This window comes from Aeromonas sp. FDAARGOS 1415, from assembly GCF_019048365.1.
Taxonomy (GTDB): Bacteria; Pseudomonadota; Gammaproteobacteria; order Enterobacterales; family Aeromonadaceae; genus Aeromonas; species Aeromonas taiwanensis.
The window spans coordinates 2,676,091-2,694,314 of sequence record NZ_CP077363.1 but is presented as its reverse complement, the minus strand read 5'-3'; the positions used below and the strand labels follow the sequence as shown (position 1 = coordinate 2,694,314).

19 protein-coding genes and 1 pseudogene are annotated in these 18,224 nt (G+C 51.1%); 9 read left to right on the top strand and 11 right to left on the bottom strand.

Translation table 11 applies throughout. The annotated features are described in order from the left end of the window. Positions 1-498 precede the first annotated feature (498 nt). The 8 genes from I6L45_RS12865 to I6L45_RS12830 all read right to left on the bottom strand — a co-directional run bounded on the left by I6L45_RS12865 (position 499) and on the right by I6L45_RS12830 (position 7,237). Entirely contained in the window at positions 499-1,770 is a 1,272-nt protein-coding gene (locus I6L45_RS12865) for a VWA domain-containing protein (RefSeq protein WP_216982258.1), read from the bottom strand. 27 nt (positions 1,771-1,797) lie between these two features. Further along, a complete protein-coding gene (locus I6L45_RS12860; RefSeq protein ID WP_149153937.1) occupies positions 1,798-2,451 on the bottom strand; it encodes a hypothetical protein in 654 nt (217 codons plus the stop codon). A gap of 71 nt (positions 2,452-2,522) precedes the next feature. Beyond that, positions 2,523-3,101: a TerD family protein gene (locus I6L45_RS12855; protein WP_113721944.1), complete on the bottom strand. Its 579-nt coding sequence runs from the start codon at positions 3,099-3,101 to the stop codon at positions 2,523-2,525. A gap of 209 nt (positions 3,102-3,310) precedes the next feature. Next, positions 3,311-3,895 carry a TerD family protein gene (locus tag I6L45_RS12850; RefSeq protein WP_113721943.1) on the bottom strand — a complete coding sequence of 195 codons (585 nt, stop codon included), beginning with the start codon at positions 3,893-3,895 and terminating at the stop codon, positions 3,311-3,313. A 32-nt stretch (positions 3,896-3,927) separates the two neighbouring features. Next, positions 3,928-4,977 (bottom strand): TerC/Alx family metal homeostasis membrane protein, encoded by a 1,050-nt coding sequence (locus I6L45_RS12845; RefSeq protein WP_113721942.1) that lies wholly within the window; start codon positions 4,975-4,977, stop codon positions 3,928-3,930. Positions 4,978-4,993: 16 nt separating this feature from the next. Next, complete coding sequence (locus I6L45_RS12840; RefSeq protein ID WP_113721941.1) at positions 4,994-5,449, bottom strand: tellurite resistance TerB family protein; 456 nt, start codon at positions 5,447-5,449, stop codon at positions 4,994-4,996. Between the two features lie 25 nt (positions 5,450-5,474). Then, a complete protein-coding gene (locus tag I6L45_RS12835; protein WP_113721940.1) occupies positions 5,475-6,638 on the bottom strand; it encodes a TerD family protein in 1,164 nt (387 codons plus the stop codon). Beyond that, the gene (locus I6L45_RS12830) at positions 6,638-7,237 is read right to left on the bottom strand and encodes a TerD family protein (RefSeq protein WP_113721939.1); all 600 of its coding nucleotides are present in this window, start codon (positions 7,235-7,237) and stop codon (positions 6,638-6,640) included. Before I6L45_RS12830 ends, I6L45_RS12835 begins: the two co-directional genes overlap by 1 nt. 517 nt (positions 7,238-7,754) lie before the next feature. Between I6L45_RS12830 and I6L45_RS12825 the strand changes: the two genes are divergently transcribed. The 7 genes from I6L45_RS12825 to I6L45_RS12795 are packed head-to-tail and all read left to right on the top strand — an operon-like array spanning position 7,755 to position 14,490. Then, positions 7,755-8,843, top strand: a complete 1,089-nt coding sequence (locus I6L45_RS12825) for an ATP-grasp domain-containing protein (protein ID WP_113721938.1) — start codon at positions 7,755-7,757, stop codon at positions 8,841-8,843. Beyond that, positions 8,840-9,973, top strand: coding sequence for a phosphoribosyltransferase domain-containing protein (locus I6L45_RS12820; protein ID WP_216944559.1), 1,134 nt, complete (start codon positions 8,840-8,842; stop codon positions 9,971-9,973). The genes I6L45_RS12825 and I6L45_RS12820 overlap by 4 nt, the downstream gene beginning before the upstream one ends. Positions 9,974-9,980: 7 nt before the next feature. Continuing rightward, positions 9,981-10,763: a hypothetical protein gene (locus I6L45_RS12815; RefSeq protein ID WP_254203870.1), complete on the top strand. Its 783-nt coding sequence runs from the start codon at positions 9,981-9,983 to the stop codon at positions 10,761-10,763. Between the two features lie 3 nt (positions 10,764-10,766). After that, positions 10,767-11,849, top strand: coding sequence for a cysteine protease StiP family protein (locus tag I6L45_RS12810; RefSeq protein ID WP_216982257.1), 1,083 nt, complete (start codon positions 10,767-10,769; stop codon positions 11,847-11,849). After that, on the top strand, positions 11,850-12,806 hold the full coding sequence (locus I6L45_RS12805; RefSeq protein ID WP_216944562.1) for an HpcH/HpaI aldolase/citrate lyase family protein: 957 nt from the start codon (positions 11,850-11,852) through the stop codon (positions 12,804-12,806). A gap of 5 nt (positions 12,807-12,811) precedes the next feature. Beyond that, positions 12,812-14,026 carry a DUF4236 domain-containing protein gene (locus I6L45_RS12800; protein ID WP_113721933.1) on the top strand — a complete coding sequence of 405 codons (1,215 nt, stop codon included), beginning with the start codon at positions 12,812-12,814 and terminating at the stop codon, positions 14,024-14,026. 32 nt (positions 14,027-14,058) lie between these two features. Then, the gene (locus tag I6L45_RS12795) at positions 14,059-14,490 is read left to right on the top strand and encodes a helix-turn-helix domain-containing protein (RefSeq protein WP_113721932.1); all 432 of its coding nucleotides are present in this window, start codon (positions 14,059-14,061) and stop codon (positions 14,488-14,490) included. Between the two features lie 103 nt (positions 14,491-14,593). Here the strand turns inward: I6L45_RS12795 and I6L45_RS12790 are convergent. Both I6L45_RS12790 and vapB read right to left on the bottom strand, forming a co-directional pair. Then, positions 14,594-15,037, bottom strand: a pseudogene (locus tag I6L45_RS12790) (IS5 family transposase); the annotation flags it as partial. A gap of 714 nt (positions 15,038-15,751) precedes the next feature. Further along, on the bottom strand, positions 15,752-15,979 hold the full coding sequence (gene vapB, locus I6L45_RS12785; protein ID WP_118854742.1) for a type II toxin-antitoxin system VapB family antitoxin: 228 nt from the start codon (positions 15,977-15,979) through the stop codon (positions 15,752-15,754). A 131-nt stretch (positions 15,980-16,110) separates the two neighbouring features. Here vapB and umuD point away from each other — a divergent pair, with 131 nt between their 5' ends. Both umuD and umuC read left to right on the top strand, forming a co-directional pair. Further along, positions 16,111-16,533, top strand: a complete 423-nt coding sequence (umuD, locus tag I6L45_RS12780; RefSeq protein WP_010676201.1) for a translesion error-prone DNA polymerase V autoproteolytic subunit — start codon at positions 16,111-16,113, stop codon at positions 16,531-16,533. A gap of 3 nt (positions 16,534-16,536) precedes the next feature. Beyond that, positions 16,537-17,808 (top strand): translesion error-prone DNA polymerase V subunit UmuC, encoded by a 1,272-nt coding sequence (gene umuC / locus I6L45_RS12775; RefSeq protein WP_180911179.1) that lies wholly within the window; start codon positions 16,537-16,539, stop codon positions 17,806-17,808. Here the strand turns inward: umuC and I6L45_RS12770 are convergent. Beyond that, a complete protein-coding gene (locus I6L45_RS12770) occupies positions 17,791-18,198 on the bottom strand; it encodes a hypothetical protein (protein ID WP_201934208.1) in 408 nt (135 codons plus the stop codon). The two genes, umuC and I6L45_RS12770, sit on opposite strands and share 18 nt — an antisense overlap. Positions 18,199-18,224: the final 26 nt, after the last annotated feature.

Genomic DNA, 18,224 nt, shown 5'->3' with positions numbered 1-18,224 from the left:
GTAAATGCACCACAGTGGTGCAAAACTCAAAATTGTAGCCCGAACTACGATTGATTTATAGATAGGTAATAAGTAGGCGAATTCCTCGCTCCGCGAGAAGCAGGCCATACTTATCATCTGAGGCTCATAAGATATTTCATAATTGTCACTATTCAAATGTACGGTTTCTTTGTCTTATTATTCATGATACCTCTCCGTGTGCAATAGAAAGCATTTTTAACAACCATAGTCACATAGATTTATGCAACAAATATTTTCGTCCCATCACGGGACCTTGCTCAGAGAGAGTTATAGGGAAGGTGCTAACAAGTCACTTGGCACAAAAACACACCATTCTAACTTATTGATATTAAATGGCTAAACTTTTTAGTTTTGGCACATAGGGTACTTATTCGCACCTTCCCTTGTACCTTTGCACTTTGCACTTTGCACTTTGCAATTAGTACCAACTGATAACAAAAAAAGCGCCCTTCAGCGCTTTTTTGCTTAATATACCGACTAGACAATAATCAACTTGCGCTTTGCCTCACTCAGCCATCCGGCGAACTCCGTAAGCAGATTGTCATACAAGACATCATCTGACATGCTCTTGAAGTCGTCTATCGGGAAAAAGTCCGTATTGTCGATCACCCGGTCGGTAAAATCATCGAGATTTTCCAGAATACCGTAATTCCGCCCGCCTAACCCGACAAACTTCCAGAATATTGGATAGTTGGCAGATTCACGAATTGCCTCTTTTATTGCCCGAGTTTTACTGATGCCACCATCGGTGATGAAGACGATGTAGACAGGCTCCTTACTACCCTTGAAGGTGTCCACGATTTCATTCATTACTGGTGGCTCATTGTTCGTTCCACCCAATGCTGGGAGTAGTTCAAACATGCCTCTCTTGCCAGAGGTCTGAATGCCTGAAATATACCCCTTCAGATTACTGAGAGAGACATCGGGGTATTTTTTGTGTCGTTCAGCAAATCCCCAAACATCCATTTGCCCGTCATCGTCAAACTGGGCTGCCAGCACGGCGATCCTTTCCAAAACCGCTTGAACATTGCCGTCTCGGAACTGGCCCGACATAGAGCCAGAAGCGTCGAGCACAAAGGCGACTTTGGCTTTCACTTGCTCAAGCTTGTGCTTCGCCAGACTCACACCAACAGGCTTTGCCAGACTGACAAGGTAAGGGGCTTGCTCAGCCAGCTTCTTCTCAAGGCTCACGCCTACAGGGGGTTTGCTGGGTGCAGGGATAGGGGCTGGTGCCGGGGTTGTCGGCTCATCATCAACCACCACGCCATAGTTGGTTGCCAGAGCGGCCAGACCGCCGTTAAATCCCATCCCAAGGGCCTTGAACTTCCATGCACCGTTGTGACGGTAAATCTGGCCTACGATCAGAGCCTTCTCGCTGCGATCCACCAGCGGCACTTGATAAGTAACCTGACCGGCAATGCTCAGCCCCAGAGAGGAAAGATCGGAGACGGTACTACTGCCGTCAATTACCATCGTCAGAGCGATCTTCTGAATTGCCTCATCTACCTTTGAGGTGTTCACCGTATAGCGGCCCCCGGTGGCAGTCTTCGCGTAGCTGACTGCGCTATCCGGTGACTCGGGCTGATTGTAGAAGATAAAGTCGCTGTCGCTACGCACCTTATCAGCATTTGTTAATAAAAATGCCGATGTATCAATGTCGCCACTGAACTGACCACCTTGCTGATGAGTTACCTCGATAACAAGCTCATGACCCGACAACTGCACGTTCTGACCAGAAATCAATTCCATATCACACCCCGCATAGCTATTAATAAATCAATACCCGAGATCTCGCCCAAACCTTACAGAAGTTCTGGCCTGCAAGGCAGATAGACATTCATCGCGCTTCTGTTTATTGCTGAAGTTGATTTTTCTCGAACCAAAGTGCCCATGAATATAAAAGTTCACGCCTTTCTCTCTCGTGACGCTAGAAATATCTTTAATATAAATCTCCTCATAATCCCCCATCTTCCTGATGAAGTTCAAACGAAGATTTTCGCCAAAACTTGAATTTTCAAGATCAGCCGGGATTACCATCTTCTTGTCATTGTCGTCGAAGATAACCCCGAAATATCGTACTGCCACTCGCTCTGCCATCTTTTTAATTGGATACAAAGAGGCAATCACAACCAATATGTCAACGCCAAAAAGCACCTTCGCATATTCAGGAGGGATAGCCGAAAGCAAATAGCTATTGGTGTAAAACATGGCAATAAGGCCAGTGGTGATAATGCCTGAGCTGAATATGATACTTCTCCACAGCAAACCAACATCATACACCCGCTGGGTGCAGGAGCCCTTTATGTGGCGTTTTTTAATGCTGCTATAGTGAAGATATGAAAACAACATGAACGGGAGAAATAAAATCACTCCAAGAGCTATGAATGCATATTTCATCATCTCTTCATTAGCTCGATTATTCCTTGCCATAAGTTTCCCCTGAAATTAAATATAAAAAAGGGCAACATATGGTTGCCCCTGAATAATTCTTTTTTGGCCTATTAAGCCAGATTTACGCCATGGGCAGTCGCCAGAGCAGGCAGGCCACCAGCAAAACCTTGACCAACGGCCTTGAACTTCCATTCGCCGTTGTTCAGGTACAGCTCGCCGAAGATCATGGCGGTTTCCACGGACGCATCTTCGGACAGATCGAAGCGGGCCAGTTCTACTTGGCTTTCGTTGTTGGACATGCGGATGTAGGCATTGGAGACCATGCCGAAGTTTTGCTTGCGCTGTTCAGCTTCGTGGATGGTGACGGCGAAGACCAGCTTCTTGACGTCGGCAGGCACCTTGGAGAGGTCGATCTTGACTTGCTCATCGTCGCCAGCGCCTTCGCCAGTACGGTTGTCACCTTGGTGTTCGACAGAGCCACAGGGGCTGGTTTTTTGGCCGTAGAAGATGAAGTTTGCATCTGACAGAACTTTGCCGTTTTCGCCAACCATGAAGACGGAGGCGTCCAAGTCGAACGCAGAGCCGTCAGTTACACGTTGATCCCAACCCAGACCAGTCATTACCACTTTCAGACCGGCATCAGCTTTGGTCAGAGAAACGTTACCGCCTTTTTGCAGAGATACACCCATTTTAAAACTCCCGATTTGATTTGGGGAAAGTCCCCTGATTTAGGGGGGAGCCCCCCCCTTCTATTTATTGCATTTTTAAACGATTTTTAGCGCACTGATATTGCTACTTGAATTCATGCCCAAACAACAACACGCGCCACACCAAAAGCAATACGTGAAAGAAGATAGGTGGAAAAAACATTTACATCATTTTCTGATTCACATATTTATCAGGCTGCGCTGACGCCATACTCGGCACAGACCGAAGACAGACCGCCTTTGTAGCCTTGACCGATTGCCTTGAACTTCCATTCACCGTTGTGACGATACAGCTCTGCGAACAGCATGGCGGTTTCGGTGGAAGCATCCTCAGAGAGGTCATAGCGAGTGACCTCTTTTTGGGTGTCTTCGTTGACCAGACGGATGAAGGCACCACTGACCTGACCGAAGTTCTGACCACGAGCAGCAGCATCATGGATGGTGACGACAAACACGATCTTGGCGACATCGGCGGGCACCAGATCCAAGTTGATCTTCAGGCTTTCATCGTCGCCATCCCCCTCACCAGTACGGTTGTCACCAGTGTGTTTCACCGAACCTTCAACACTCGCAAGGTTGTTGTAGAAGATGAAGTCAGCCGGAGAGCGAACCTTACCCGATGCACTCAGCAGGAACGCCGAAGCATCAAGGTCGAAATCCTGACCGTCGGTGGAACGAGCGTCCCAGCCCAGCCCGACCAGCACTCGTTTGATGGACGGGTCAGTTTTGGTCAGAGATACGTTGGCGCCTTTTGAAAGAGAAACAACAGTAGTCATCGAAATTACCCTCTTTTGATGTTTTAAAAAAATCAGTTTTGCTGTTTTACTTCTTCCGCCTCATCTTTCTTTTCGGGGAAGATGAAACTCGCAAACACACCACAGAAAAGCACTACCAGAACAACACCCAAGCTTGCCATAGCAGAGATCGTGTAGTCGTGGTGGAAGATATGTGCTGTCGCATTCAGGCCAAGTTTGATGGCAATGAAGAACAGAAGCACGATTACCGCTTTCTCCAAATGCACCAAGTATTGCTTGAGCGCTTCCAGCACAAAGTACAGGGTTCTCAGGCCGAGGATGGCGAACATCATGGCGCTGTAGACGATCAGAGGCTCACGGCTTACTGCAATGACGGCAGGTACGGAGTCGAAGGCAAACATGACGTCCGACAGTTCCACCACAGCCAAGCAGAGCATCAGGGGGGTTGCGTAAAATGCTGCCTTACCGACACGACCGACCTGAATTCCCGCATTTTCCGGCTTAGCCAGCTCAGCATCAACTTCAGACTGCTTCAGCAGGAAAGCGTGACCACTGAGTTTCGGCCAGATGGGGAAGAAGCGCTTCACCATCCGATATGCCAGATGCTGGGAATAGTCCTCGATCTCGTCCTCGTCATCGCCACTGCGCAGCATCATGACAGCCGTCCAGCCTACGATGGCAGCAAAGACCAGTTCCACCCAAGGGCCGAGCGCCAGCAGGCCAGTACCGATGGCAACAAAGATGCCACGGAACACGATTGCACCAATCACCCCCCAGTACAGTACCCGGTGACGATAACCGTCCGGCACAGAGAACCAAGAGAAGATCGCCATCATGACAAACAGGTTATCAACGGAAAGCACTTTTTCGAGGGCATAACCGGTGACGAACAAACTTGCCACTTCCGCGCCGTGATGCACGTACAGGAAGCCTGCGAACGCAAACGCGATGGCTACCCAGAAAAGTGACCACAGTACAGCACTCTTCAACGGGATGGGTTTGTCATCACGGTGCATGAACAGATCGATGAGGATTGCCCCAACAGATAGCAGCACGAACACTGCAACTGTTTCAAGCGGGAAGCCAATATGCGTAGAACCCATGTTTTCTTTTCCTTAATTACTGTTGATAGTCGTTCGGGTCAAACCCGAGGGCCATGCAAATTTCTTTGACAGCCTGCTTTTCTGCGCTGTCGAAGTCACCATCACTTTTGGCAACAGCAACACCTACCCGGAGCGCCAATTGCGCAGCGCCTTCATCACCCTTCAGCGCGAGGATATATTTCATCATCTCGCCCTTGCCGATATCGGCGTCGAATTGATGACCGTCTTCCAGTTTTTTGAAAAACGCGATCACTTCGCTGGTATCAAAGACTTTCAGCTCATCAGAATTCTTGATGAACCCCATCATCTTCTGCTTTTCACCGCTATCAGCGCCTTTGGATGCCGTGGCGATGTAAGCACAGACGGCGACAGTGCCCTCCATAAACTTCTTATTTTTAAAACGCCCTACTTGTGCGACCAATTCGGCGCGACCTTCGGAAAAGGTCTTGCGAACCTTATCAAAAAACGACATACGACCCCCATTAAGGATTGGTGGATTATTTGCTTCCGGCAGTCCAGCGAAATCGCCAGCCAAAGGCATCATCCATATTCTTGTGACCATTGAAGTAACGGTTTATCCGTTCAACCTTAATAGTCCCGCGATCATTTACCAGCCTTGCAATGGCACACATTCCGCGCCCTGAATCCCCCTCTGTCAGGTGTGTTTCGATAGGCGGCTGACCTTGAATATGCAGCGTGACCACACCATCGGTATTTTCCCAGCTCGGTACACCTTCATAAATAAAGGCGTAGATCAGGACTTCCTTGATGTTGTCCCATTGTGCCCCATTGACGAACATCCATTCGCCATCAGCGCTGTCACCCGTCCGATCATCTGCTTGCAGTTCAACAAAGGGTGAGCGATTCAGACTTCCGAAGGCATTACCAAGGGCTTGCACCACATGACGATTGCCATCTTGGGTTTCAACAAACGCCCCCAAATCAAGATCGATCTGATTGCTTCTGCCGAACATCCCCAAGCCGAACCCACTCTTTTTGGTGCCGCGATGCCAGTTCAAGTTGATGCGGATATTGCCGAACTTGTCCCCCTGCTTGGTCAGGCTCACGGTTGGCTTCTCTTTGCTCAACGTGACCTTTTGCAGGCTGATGGTTGGGGCCGGGGCCGGGGCCGGGGCCGGTTTTGGAGCAGGAGGCGGCGCTTGATCATCCGATACCACTACGCCAAAGTGCTCAGCCAGCGGCTTGAGGCCACCATTGAACCCTTGCGAAACGAAGCGGAACTTCCACTCGTTGTTTCGGCGGTACAGCTCACCCAAGATCAGGGCCGCTTCATTACGACCGACCATCGGCACTTCGCCAGAGAGCAGCACTGTGCCCCCTTGCTCAACCTGAATTTTCAGGGTGCGCAGACTGGCAATCACCATCCCGGCATCTACCGTGGCGGAAAAAGCGATCTTCTGCACTGACGGTTGAATAGCGCCGAGGTTGATGTTGAATGAGGTATTTTGCGCCCCACCAGCCAACACAATGGCCCCATCATCACTCCGAGGTTGACCGTAGAAGATCATGTCCACGCCATCCTGCACCTTGCCATTGGCATAGAGGCGGAAAGCCGAGACATCCACGTCAGCGCCCGAGAGCACCCGCACGATCAGCGGTTGGGTTGGAACGGGGGCGTTGCCCCCTTGGATGAGTTCCATTACTGCACCAGTTGCGCGAGGATCTGGGTGTACATGTCATCGATGGTGCGGCCAGTACAGGCCATACCTTGAGCGGTAAAGGCCCACTCGCCGCCCTTGCGTTCGAGCGAGGCGATCAGAACCCCAGTGTGGCTACCTTGTTCGGTCAACTTGAACTTCGCCAGCTCTTTGCCATTCTGGTCAACGACGCGGCAGTAGGCATTTTCAACCTCATTAAAGGTTTGACCACGGAAGCTGTTCACGGTGAATGCGAGGTGTTCCACATTGCTCGGCAGCTTGGTCAGGTCAACGTAGATGGTTTCATCGTCGCCATCCCCCTCACCTGTCAGGTTGTCACCGCTGTGCTTGATAGAGCCGCACTTGGACTTGGTTTGACGGAACCAGACGGTATCGATTTTGTTGCCACGCGCATCCAGCAGCACGACGCTGGCATCCAGATCGATTGAGTCGCTGCTACCGCCACCGAACATCTTTCCGAAGAAGCCGCTCTTTGCCTTGGCCGGATCCCAGCCCAAACCGAATTCGAGCTTGGTGAGCGCCGCGCCAGACTGCTTTGCCAGCGAGATGGTTTGGTGTTTTGCAAGAGATACTGAATTCATCTGTTACTCTTCCTTATCTGATTTAAAAATATCGTCATTGTTCACAAGACGACATACCGAGCTTCGAGCAATACCTTTTAACACTTGCAGCAACTCTTGTCTCGGATGGGTATGAACCGAATGCGTCTATTGTTAGCCATCCCACAGATTGAGGTCAATCATAATCTGACCGAGTTTTTTGCAATTTTTCACGTTTTGAATTCATTTTTTTTAATTTTACAACTTGATGAATTTTTAAAAAAAATGCGTTACTCAAGCTGATATATCAAGCGAACGGCAAGTTTACTTAAGCTTTCACTAATAAATGGCTGGACATCATCTTTAGGAAGTAAGGCATGTTGCACCATCGTCAACATTAAAACCTAACGCCCTACCATCTGCCCTTCCTCTGCTTTATATAGTCGTCATGTCTCCAAGATGAAGTCAATCAAAATATGATTGACCTTAATCATCAGCGAGCATACAGTAACCCCACGAAAAGAACTTTCTTACTTTCTGCTTTTTAAAGGTCAACGCAATGCTCAAGTCTATTTGGTTCATGGAGGGATTGTCCTCCCAGCGAGATATTGTCCTTGCTGTAACGGATATGCGTGAAAAACTAGGTCATGCATTTAAGGTGATCGCTTCACATCGAGGCAATCGTCCCGAAATCACCTCGGTAGCCGATGTTTCTTTGACTGAGCCAAAACAGGATTCAGAGCGTCTGGAGTTTATTAAAAATGTAGTGGCGAAGTTTAACGTCGCTGCAATTCATACTGGCCGTAATTGCCATTGGTTTGAAGAGCGCCGTCAGGAGATCGAATCTCTGGGGGTTTCTCTCACCACTGGCTCGATGGATCTCGATATGATTTCACTGGCCGACGACAAAGTACGTTACGCCCATTTCATGGAGCAATATAAGCTGCCTGTCGTGCCATCCGTGCAGATCAATGACGTCTCCGAGCTGGAAAGCCAAATCAGCTCGAAGCTCGTTGAGGGGGAGCTGTCCTGTATCAAGCCGGTCGTCGGCATTTACGGGATTGGTTTCTGGATCCTTGACCCTTCGGTTGGCCCGATGGCCGCTTTCAGCAACCCTGACAATCGTCGTGTTCATCCTCACACCTATGTCTCGGCGATGCGCAGTGAAACCCCGAACAAGCTGCCCGAGTCCATGGTGATGATGCCCTATCTGGTCGGCCCGGAGCGCTCGGTCGATATGTTGGTCGAGCAGGGCAAAGTCATTGCGGCGGTAAGTCGTCGTAAAGAAGGCCCCCTGCAATACATTGAGCAATCCGGCGAAGCTTTCGAGTTAGCTAAAGCCTGTGCCGAACTGATGCGAGCTGATGGGCTGGTCAACGTCCAAACTCGCAACAACAGCGAGGGCAAGCCCTTGCTGCTTGAAATCAACATGCGCCCATCTGGCGGGATCTGCTATTCCCGCTCCTGCGGAATCAACCTGCCCGGCATCTTTGCCCTGCGCAAACTGGGGCTGATTGACCAAGAGACTGCGATTGCCATGGGCAAAGACGGCTTTACTCCTACGGTCGTGCGCTCTGTGAGCAGCGTTATTGCGCTCCCTGTGCAACAGGGTTCCGAAATTAAAGAAATCGAAGGCACTCAGGCATGAGTAATCACGAGCAAGTTTTCCAGCGCAAACTGTCAACTGGCACAGTGACCGTTGTCAGTCAGCAATCTGCGCCGCTGGACGATTTATTTGAAATTGCCGAGCGTCGTAATCCGAAGCGGGCGTTTCTGTTTGTCAGCAAATTGCTGGGTCGCCATATCCCCATCAAGCCAAACGTGATGCGAGACAGCTACAAGACGCTCGCGTCTCAAATGCCTGATGATCTGCCTGAGCCTGTCCTGTTTATCGGGATGGCCGAAACCGCTGTCGGCCTTGCTGCCGGGGTATATCAGGAAGCCAGCGCTTCCCTGTCTGAATCTGTGTTTCTGACATCAACCCGCCATCCGGTTGACGGTGATCTGCTGTGCGAGTTTAAAGAAAATCACTCTCATGCGACCGATCACCTTATCTACTGGCCGGAAGACCCGACACTGGCTGAACGTGTAGAAGAAGCGAAAACGCTGGTACTGATCGACGACGAGGCTACGACGGGCAACACCTTTGCCAACCTCTATGCCGCACTGGTGGATGCGGGACTGGATGGCATTGAACATCTGGTAGCCGTCACCCTGACCGACTGGAGTCAGGATGCCCTGATGGATAAAGTCGATGTACCTGCACTCACTTCCATCTCTCTCACTCAAGGCAAATGGTCGTGGGAAGCAGATCCGCAAGCCAGCAGTCCTGTCATGCCGAGCGTGAATGTAACAGCCAAGGGAGCTGTTGATATCGTCGGCCCTCAGTGTTGGGGCCGTTTGGGAATGGATGAGACCTTCTGCCGGATTGGTTTGCATATCGAAGCCTCCCCGACTGACAAGGTGTTGGTACTTGGCACCAGCGAATTTGTCTGGCAGCCCTTCTTGCTGGCTGAAAAGCTGGAAAAACAGGGTGCTGACGTCTATTTCAGCTCAACCTCGCGTTCCCCTATTGCGATTGGTCACGCCATCAAATCTGCAATCACTTTCACCGATAACTACGGTCTGGGGATCCCGAATTTTGCCTACAACATCGCCCACCAGCGATTTGACCGAATTTATCTGTGTTGCGAGACACCTGCCTACAGCCTCGATCCGCTGCTGCTGACAGAACTGAAGGCTATCGCAAACCACGTTGAGATCATTACCTATGAGTAACCCAGCCATGACCAATACCATCGTTCGACCTGTTGTTCTTCCCGATCTGGACGACACACTGTTTCAGACCAAACGCAAAATGGTCAATGAGCTGGCACAAGAGCCCTTCCGTGTCGGGGCACTGGATCGCAGCTTGAGCCCGCGCAGCTACATGAACGAAGAGCAAGCCATGCTGGTCGATTGGCTGCTGGCAAATGCCGAAGTTATCCCCGTCACTGCCCGTGGTACTGAAGAATTTTCGCGTGTGCAGATCCCCTTTACCTCTTGGGCGATCACCACCCACGGCGCGGTCATCCTGACCCCGGATGGCAAGTGCGATCCAGAGTGGCAAGAGCACATCACAACCGCTCTACAACCCTATCGTCAGCGCCTGCTGGACATGCAGGAGGCCATTACGGAATTGATGGCTGAGCGCGGCATCGCAGCATGGGCACGTATCAATTATGAATACGACGATATGCCCATCTATCTGGTAATGAAGCATACCGACAGTACAAAGCTGCATGAACTCAACGCCATTGGCGATGAGGTTGAAGAAATTCTCGGGACAGATGGTTTCTATGTCCACCGCAATAGCAACAACATCGCGTGGCTACCGACTTGCATTGAAAAAGGACTCGCAGCTCAACACCTGTTGACCAAGTTGCGGGCAGAGCGCGGCACCTTCCCCACCATCGGCCTTGGCGACAGCCTGACCGATTTCAGCTTCCTTCGCCTCTGTTCTTGGTTTGGTATGCCGAAGCAAAGCCAGTTTGTTGATGCCATCAAGACCAACGTTTTTGGAGAGTAACCTGTGACCACTAAACCCGTTTTTACCGGCTCTTACCGTGAAGGTGATGTCGAATTCCTGTTGACTCCTGTCACCATCGAACTGACCTCCGTTGAGGAAAAAGAGGCCCTGATCCAGTCGGGCAAGAAGCACTACTCAGACATGCTGAGTCAAGAGCCTGCCCCGACCGCCTACCACCTCGATCTGTTCAGCAAGGCGACCACCATCGGAGCCAAGCGTCTGGCGACCGAAGTGATGATGCTGGCTGTTTCGCTAATCAAAGAGTACGGTAACACCCCGATTGTACTGGCAAGTCTGGTGCGAGCAGGTGTGCCGCTCGGGGTCATGCTGCAACGCGCTCTGACCATGCTGGGTAAGGAGTCTTATCACTACGGCATCAGCATCATCCGTGATCGCGGGATTGACGAAGCGGCCCTCTCTGTTATCGAGCAGCGCCATGGCACTGAAGGCATCGTCTGGGTCGATGGCTGGACAGGCAAAGGCGCCATCACCAAAGAGCTGACCAAGGCCCTGTCTGGCCGCGCTGGCTATCCAGCTCAACCCCGGCTTGTGGTACTGGCCGATCCGTGCGGCTGCGCGTGGATGTCTGCCACTGAAGACGATTGGCTGATCCCGTTCGGTATCATGGGGGCGCCCGTATCTGGCATGATCTCCCGCTCTCTCTTCAGCGAAGAAGGGTTCCATCAGTGCATGGTGTGCAACCATCTGACCGAGTATGAATGCGGTCTGGCGCTGGCTGATGCGGTTGAGGAATGCTGCCGCTCTGACAAGATGCTCGTCTCCCCTATCGATGTCGCTGCACTGGCCCCGGTGAAGGCTCAACTTTGGGAGCAGAGCAAGGCCGTCATTGCAATGCTGGCCGACCGATTCGAAATTTCCAGCATAAACCGCATCAAGCCGGGGATCGCCGAAGCGACCCGTGCTGTCCTGCGCCGAGTACCAGACCATGTGCTCGTGCGTTCCATCAATGACCCCGATGTCTCTCTGTTGGTCTATCTCGCCAAAGAGAAAGGCATTGAAATCACAGAAGTCGGTGATCTGATTGGTCAGTATCGCGCCGTGACCATTATTAAAAAGGTGATCTGAATGAAAAAAGGAATCTCTGCTTATGGTCTTGGGGCGACGCTGTACATGCCCGCGACCCGCCATGACATCGTTGATACCATCGTGACCGGTAAAATTGTCGGACTGCGTTCACTGGTTATCTGTCTTGAGGATGCTGTGACCGAGCAGGACTTAGCTGCTGCCATGGAAAACCTCAAGGGGATGCTGGTGGCCCTGTCGAAGGAAAAGCAGTGCCACAGCCTGATCGGTTGGCCGCTGATCTTCATCCGGCCTCGTAACGAGAAAATCGGTCAGCAGTTGGTCGATGAATACGATCTGAGCGCTGTAGATGGCTTTGTGCTGCCCAAGTTCACCCTTGCTAGCTTGGCAGACTGGTCAGCCATGCTGGCGAATACTCACCTTCACTGGATGCCGACACTGGAAACTGAAGATGTTTTTGATGTCAATGCCATGCAAGAGCTGGTGGCTGCACTGGAAACCCATGAATGCCGTGACAAGATCATCGCATTGCGTATCGGCGGCAACGACCTGATGAACTGTGTATCGCTGCGTCGGTCTCGCGAGTTCACCCTCTATGACGGCCCCATGGGGTATGTCATCAAAATGCTCGTCGCGGTATTTGGCCCCAAAGGGTTTGCCCTGACTGCACCTGTTTGCGAGCACATTGATGACCACCGTCTCTTGGAGAAAGAGCTGGCCCTTGATGTCGCCCATGGCTTGGTCGGGAAGACTGCTATTCATCCGAATCAGATCGGGATTATTCAAAAAGCCCTGATGGTCAGCTCCCTTGACCACGAGGACGCTTTGCGTATTAATAATTCCTCCAAGGCCGTCTTCAAAGCTGGTGGTGCCATGTGTGAACCGGCGACACATCGCCGTTGGGCACAAAGCATTTTGGATCGCGTCCACTACTTCGGTGTGGCTCAAGCACCTTCACCTGCCGCAGCTTCACCCTCGATGCAGGCTCAACACGGGTAACATCAATGGGCTTTCGATTTCGTCGCAGCATTACCATTATTCCGGGCGTTCGACTGAACCTCAGTAATGGTAGCCCTAGCTTAAGTGTCGGCCCGAGGGGAGCGTCCATCTCCTTTGGTAGTCGCGGCACCTACGCAAACATAGGGCTAGCTGGCACGGGTCTGAGTTATCGAACCAGACTTGATAAAGCTGCTGCCTCATCAAACAACGCGGCAAGAGCTAGTGCCGAAACGAAAGAACAGTTACGTAGTTCGCTGCTGGCCTCTGCCGAGCAGATGAATACCGTGATTGAGCAGGTGATCAATGTCCATACCATGACCCCGGATCCGACACTTGGGCATAGCATGGACGAGCTGCGCGAACATTATTTAAAAGCAGCCAGTCAGCCATACTCCGTCGAGGCTCCTATCCGGCCAGCAAAGCCGGAGATCCCCCCTCCCCCTGTTCAACCGACAGGCGAAGAGGGAGCTGGTTTTTTTAAAAAGCTTTTCGAGTCCGATGCGGATAGACAAGAGAGGCAGACGCTTGCTCTCGCAAACTGGGAGCGAGCTGTACAGGACTGGGAAAGAGAGAAAAAGCTGACAGAGCAGCGCTATCAAAGCCAACGCGCTGCATGGGCCGAGCAGTATGCACTTTGGCAGAGTGAATCAACCCGTCACCAAGAAACGATGAGTGCATCCGTAGCGCAGGCAGGTATTCGCTTCGCCAGTGACACAGCCTTTTTTGAGGCGATTTTGGATGAAGTATTGAAGCAGATGGATTGGCCTCGGGAGACCGTCATCTCTTTCGAAGTAAATCCAGAAGAGTCCCTGACCCGGATCGATGTTGACCTGCCAGAGATTGAAGATCTGCCGCAAGCGACCTTTGCTCTGAATCGCCAAGGTACTCAGATTGTCGAGAAGGAAATGACTCAGAAGGCAATCAGGGAGGCTTATGCCCGTCATGTGCATGGCATTTTACTTCGGCTGATTGGAGCGACCCTGTACGCACTACCTTTCGAGAACGTCAGCATCTGTGGATTTACTCAGCGGATCAGCAAAGCCACCGGTTACTTGGTCGATGACTACATTATCGAATGCATGGCAGACCGGGCTCGTTTTTTAAATATTAATTTTTCTGCACTGGACTCGATAGATCCGATAGAGGCAATAAATGCATTCAGCCCAAACCGGAAAATGACAGCAACATTTATTTTTCAGTCAATCATCACAACACAGTGATCCTCAAGCTATTTTAAAACGGTAATTTACGAATGATGTTAAGCGCAAAACAGAAACGGGCATTCACTTTAGCGATATCGCTTTTTTCAGAAAAACATGTTTCTGCAACAAAAATCATTGAAGATCTTGGATGTTCTGAGGCGACGCTAACCCGCAGCCTTCGAGATCTGCGCGAAACCTACAATGTTACTATCAAGTACAGCAAAAGCACCCACTCATATCAGCTTACAGACACGGGGAACTTAACAAAGAAAGATATCTCCCATATGAAAACGGCTATCGAAAAACACGATGCATCTGATATAAACGATGAAACAGTCAGCCTCACGAAAATCAGGAAACGAGCAGTTACCCTCTCCCTGACCAACGCTGCAATTTCCGAGCTGGATAAGCGAGCTGCTGCCGAGGGGAAAACACGCAGCGATATTGTTGAATCGTTGATAAAAAATTCTGCAATCATCTAAGGAAGGTGCGAATAAGTCACCAAACGCAAAAAAACGCCTATGTAAGTGATTGAATTTAATTGACTAAAAGTTTCATTTTCGTTGCAGAGGGTACTTATTCGCACCCTCCCTTGGTCTGATGCATCTGCGGATCGCGTTGCTGCTCTTTGTTCTTGGTCGAGCTGGGAGCCTCAATGATGGTGGCATCGACCAAGGTGCCTTGAGTCATCATGACGCCTGCTTCGGCCAGCCAGCGATTGATGGTCTTGAACAATTGGCGGGCCAGTTGATGCTGCTCCAGCAGGTGGCGGAAATTCATGATGGTGGTGCGGTCCGGCAAGGCGCTATCCAGGGATAACCGGGCAAACAGACGCATGGAGGCGATTTCGTACAGAGCATCTTCCATCGCGCCATCGCTCAGGTTGTACCAATGCTGCATGCAGTGAATGCGTAGCATGGTTTCCAGCGGATAAGGTCGCCGGCCATTACCAGCCTTGGGGTAAAACGGCTCGATGACTTCCACCATGTTTTGCCATGGCAGAATCTGCTCCATGCGGGACAAGAAAATCTCTTTTCTGGTCTGACGGCGCTTACTGCTGAATTCACTGTCGGCGAAGGGAAGGTGCTAACAAGTCACTTGGCACAAAAACACACCATTCTAAATTATTGATATTAAATGGCTAAACTTTTTAGTTTTGGCACATAGGGTACTTATTCGCACCTTCCCCAGGTAGTCCGAGGATTGCAGCAAGTGGAATACCCCATTTGACAAGTTCCTGGTGGAATACTTGGCCAGATAACTAACTGGATGAGATGCACCACGCCAGTGGTGCAACATAGAAAATTGCTATCGAGCTATCCTGTCTACCAGGGAGAGCAAGCGCCGACAGCTCTATGGACAATCCTCGCTATGCGAGAATGATGTAGCCACATCGTTACCTGTTAGGTGAGAGGGGTGCGCTTTATCTATATATATAAAAACAATCCCTCTCAGCTGTGCACCTCAGCTCTAGTGCCACCAAAACACCTTCAACGAATGGTCCAATGGAAACCACAGGTAGATAACTGGATCACATGCACCACGACCAGTGGTGCAACCTAGAAAAAATGGCTACTGAGCTATCCTGCCTGGGGAGCGAGTACCGACAGATCTATGAACAATCCTCGCTACGCGAGAATGATAGCCATAGCTATTCACCTTTTCAGGTGAGAGGGATACGCTTTATCTATATATATAAAAACAATCCCTCTCAGCTACGCAACTCAGTTACCGTGCTGGACCTCAGAGTTTCTCTCGCTCCTGGGCGGTTGGCTGCTCACATTCGGCCATGAAGTCGGCGCTCATACAAGGCTCATCAAACCACCTATCCCAGGACTCACCTACAGGTGTGATTATGCGAGTACGACCAACCACGACGATCTCAACATGCGTGACCTCATCTGGCAGGGCCACGGCCTCGGGCAGGTATACCCCCTGGCCACGACCACACCTAAAAACTGTTGATTCCATCACGCGTCCTATGAACACAGTACCATGTGAACCGAACATAGCTAATGGGCCCGGTATGTCAACTGACACCGGATGCACACGTTATGCAATACGGCTATACTGTATATAAAAACAGTAACCAGTGAGCCACCATGTTCGCCATCCCACATCCAACCCCGGACGCTCTAGAGCTGCCGCTTTTTCTGTCCCCTGTGGTTTGCGGCTTTCCTAGCCCAGCACAGGACTATATTGAGCAAACCATAGATCTGAACCAGATCTGTATTGAGCATCCCGCTGCCACCTTCTATGTCAGGGCCAGTGGCCACAGCATGGTGGAAAAGGGCATCAATGACGGGGATCTTTTGATCGTAGATAGGGCGCTCAAGGCCCGCCACGGCGCTATCGTTCTAGCCTGCCTTGATGGAGAATTCACTGTCAAACAGCTGCAAGAACGCCCGTTCCCTGCCCTGCTACCCGCCAATCCGGATTTCCAGCCCATCCATCTATTGGACGGGCAAGAACTAGAGATTTTTGGCGTCGTAACCTATGTACTCCACAAGACCAAACTAGGCTAAACCATGCCCAACGCCATTGCCCTCGTCGATGTGAACAACTTCTATGCGTCCTGCGAGCGCCTGTTTAGGCCAGACCTCAAGGGGCGCCCGATCGTGGTGCTATCGAACAACGACGGCTGCGTTGTGGCTCGCTCGGCAGAAGCCAAGGCGCTTGGCATCAAGATGGGTGTTCCCTACTTCCAGATCCGTCAGTTCTTCGAGGCCGTAGGCGGTGTTTGGTTCTCGAGCAACTACGCCCTCTATGGTGATATGTCACAGCGCGTAATGACCACGCTGGAAGGCATGGTGCCAACTGTCGAGGTGTACAGTGTTGATGAGGCGTTTATTGAACTGAACGAATCATGGGCGGGAGACCTGACAGCATATGGTCGTCAGATCCGTGAACGAATACAGCAATGGACTGGACTCACAGTCGGCGTCGGGATCGGGCCAACCAAAACACTCGCCAAGCTGGCAAACTACGCCGCGAAGAAGTGGCCTGCTACTGGTGGAGTGGTTGATTTGCGTGATGAGGCACGTCGAGCGCGTTTGATGGCTATCACTCCGGTCGGGGAAATATGGGGAATAGGTAGAAAACTGACCACCAGGCTCGAAGCGCACGGGATCAATAGTGTGGCGGACCTAGTCGCTGTCGATGGTAAAAACCTACGGCATCGTTATGGGGTCGTTGTTGAGCGAACCGTGCTAGAGCTACGCGGCTATCCATGCGCCAGCCTGGAGCAGGACACACAAGCCAAACAGCAGATCATCTGCTCCCGATCATTCGGTGAACGGATCACACACATGAATTCCATGCATCAAGCACTCGCAGGATATATGGAACGTGCAGCTGAAAAACTCCGGGCAGAGGGAATGTGCTGTCGCCATGTCACCTTATTCATTCGTACCAGCCCCTTCAATGACAAAGAACCCTACTACGGCAACCAAGTGAGCACCACGCTGGCTGTGCCTACAAACGATACCAGGGAGCTGCTGGGAGTGATCCACTCACTGCTCTCTCGTATCTGGCGGGATGGGCGCCGCTACCAAAAAGGGGGCGTGATGCTAGCCGACTTCACTCCTATCGGCAGCCAGCAGGGAGATTTGTTCGACCATCATCAACATAAGCCCCGCAGCCAGGACCTAATGCAGATGATCGACCGAATCAACCAGGGACGATTAGGAAAAATTCATTTTGGATCTTGTGGGAGAGACAACAGTGATTGGATGATGAAGCGTGAAAAACTCAGTCCCCGCTATACAACCGCATTGGATGAATTACCCATTGCAAAGTGACAACCCGGATTTGCACTCAGCAAGGCGCTCTTGCGCCAACATCAATTCGCAACCGGTGATTCGGTCAACGCCTTTCACATCACGCATTGGTGGTTTAATCTCATGTCCGTTGAGCATTCCAGTTAGCATCCACTGCCGCAGTTGGCCCAATGAGAGCCCCAATTGCCTGGCAGCATCCAGCATTCGCCATGACAACTTGAATTGCAGATCGTCGGACACAGGGTCAAAGTTTCCAGCCTGCAATCTTAACAAAGCCCGGTGGGCAAGGGTCTCTGCCATTGCTCCAAACCGTGCTTCGCTATAGGTGACTTTCTGCCCTAAGTAGCTGGCCTGCCACAGGCCACGAGATGGTTGAACTGTAACGCTGCCGGAACCAAATGGTTTACTCATTACACACTCTATCCTATATAAAGGCC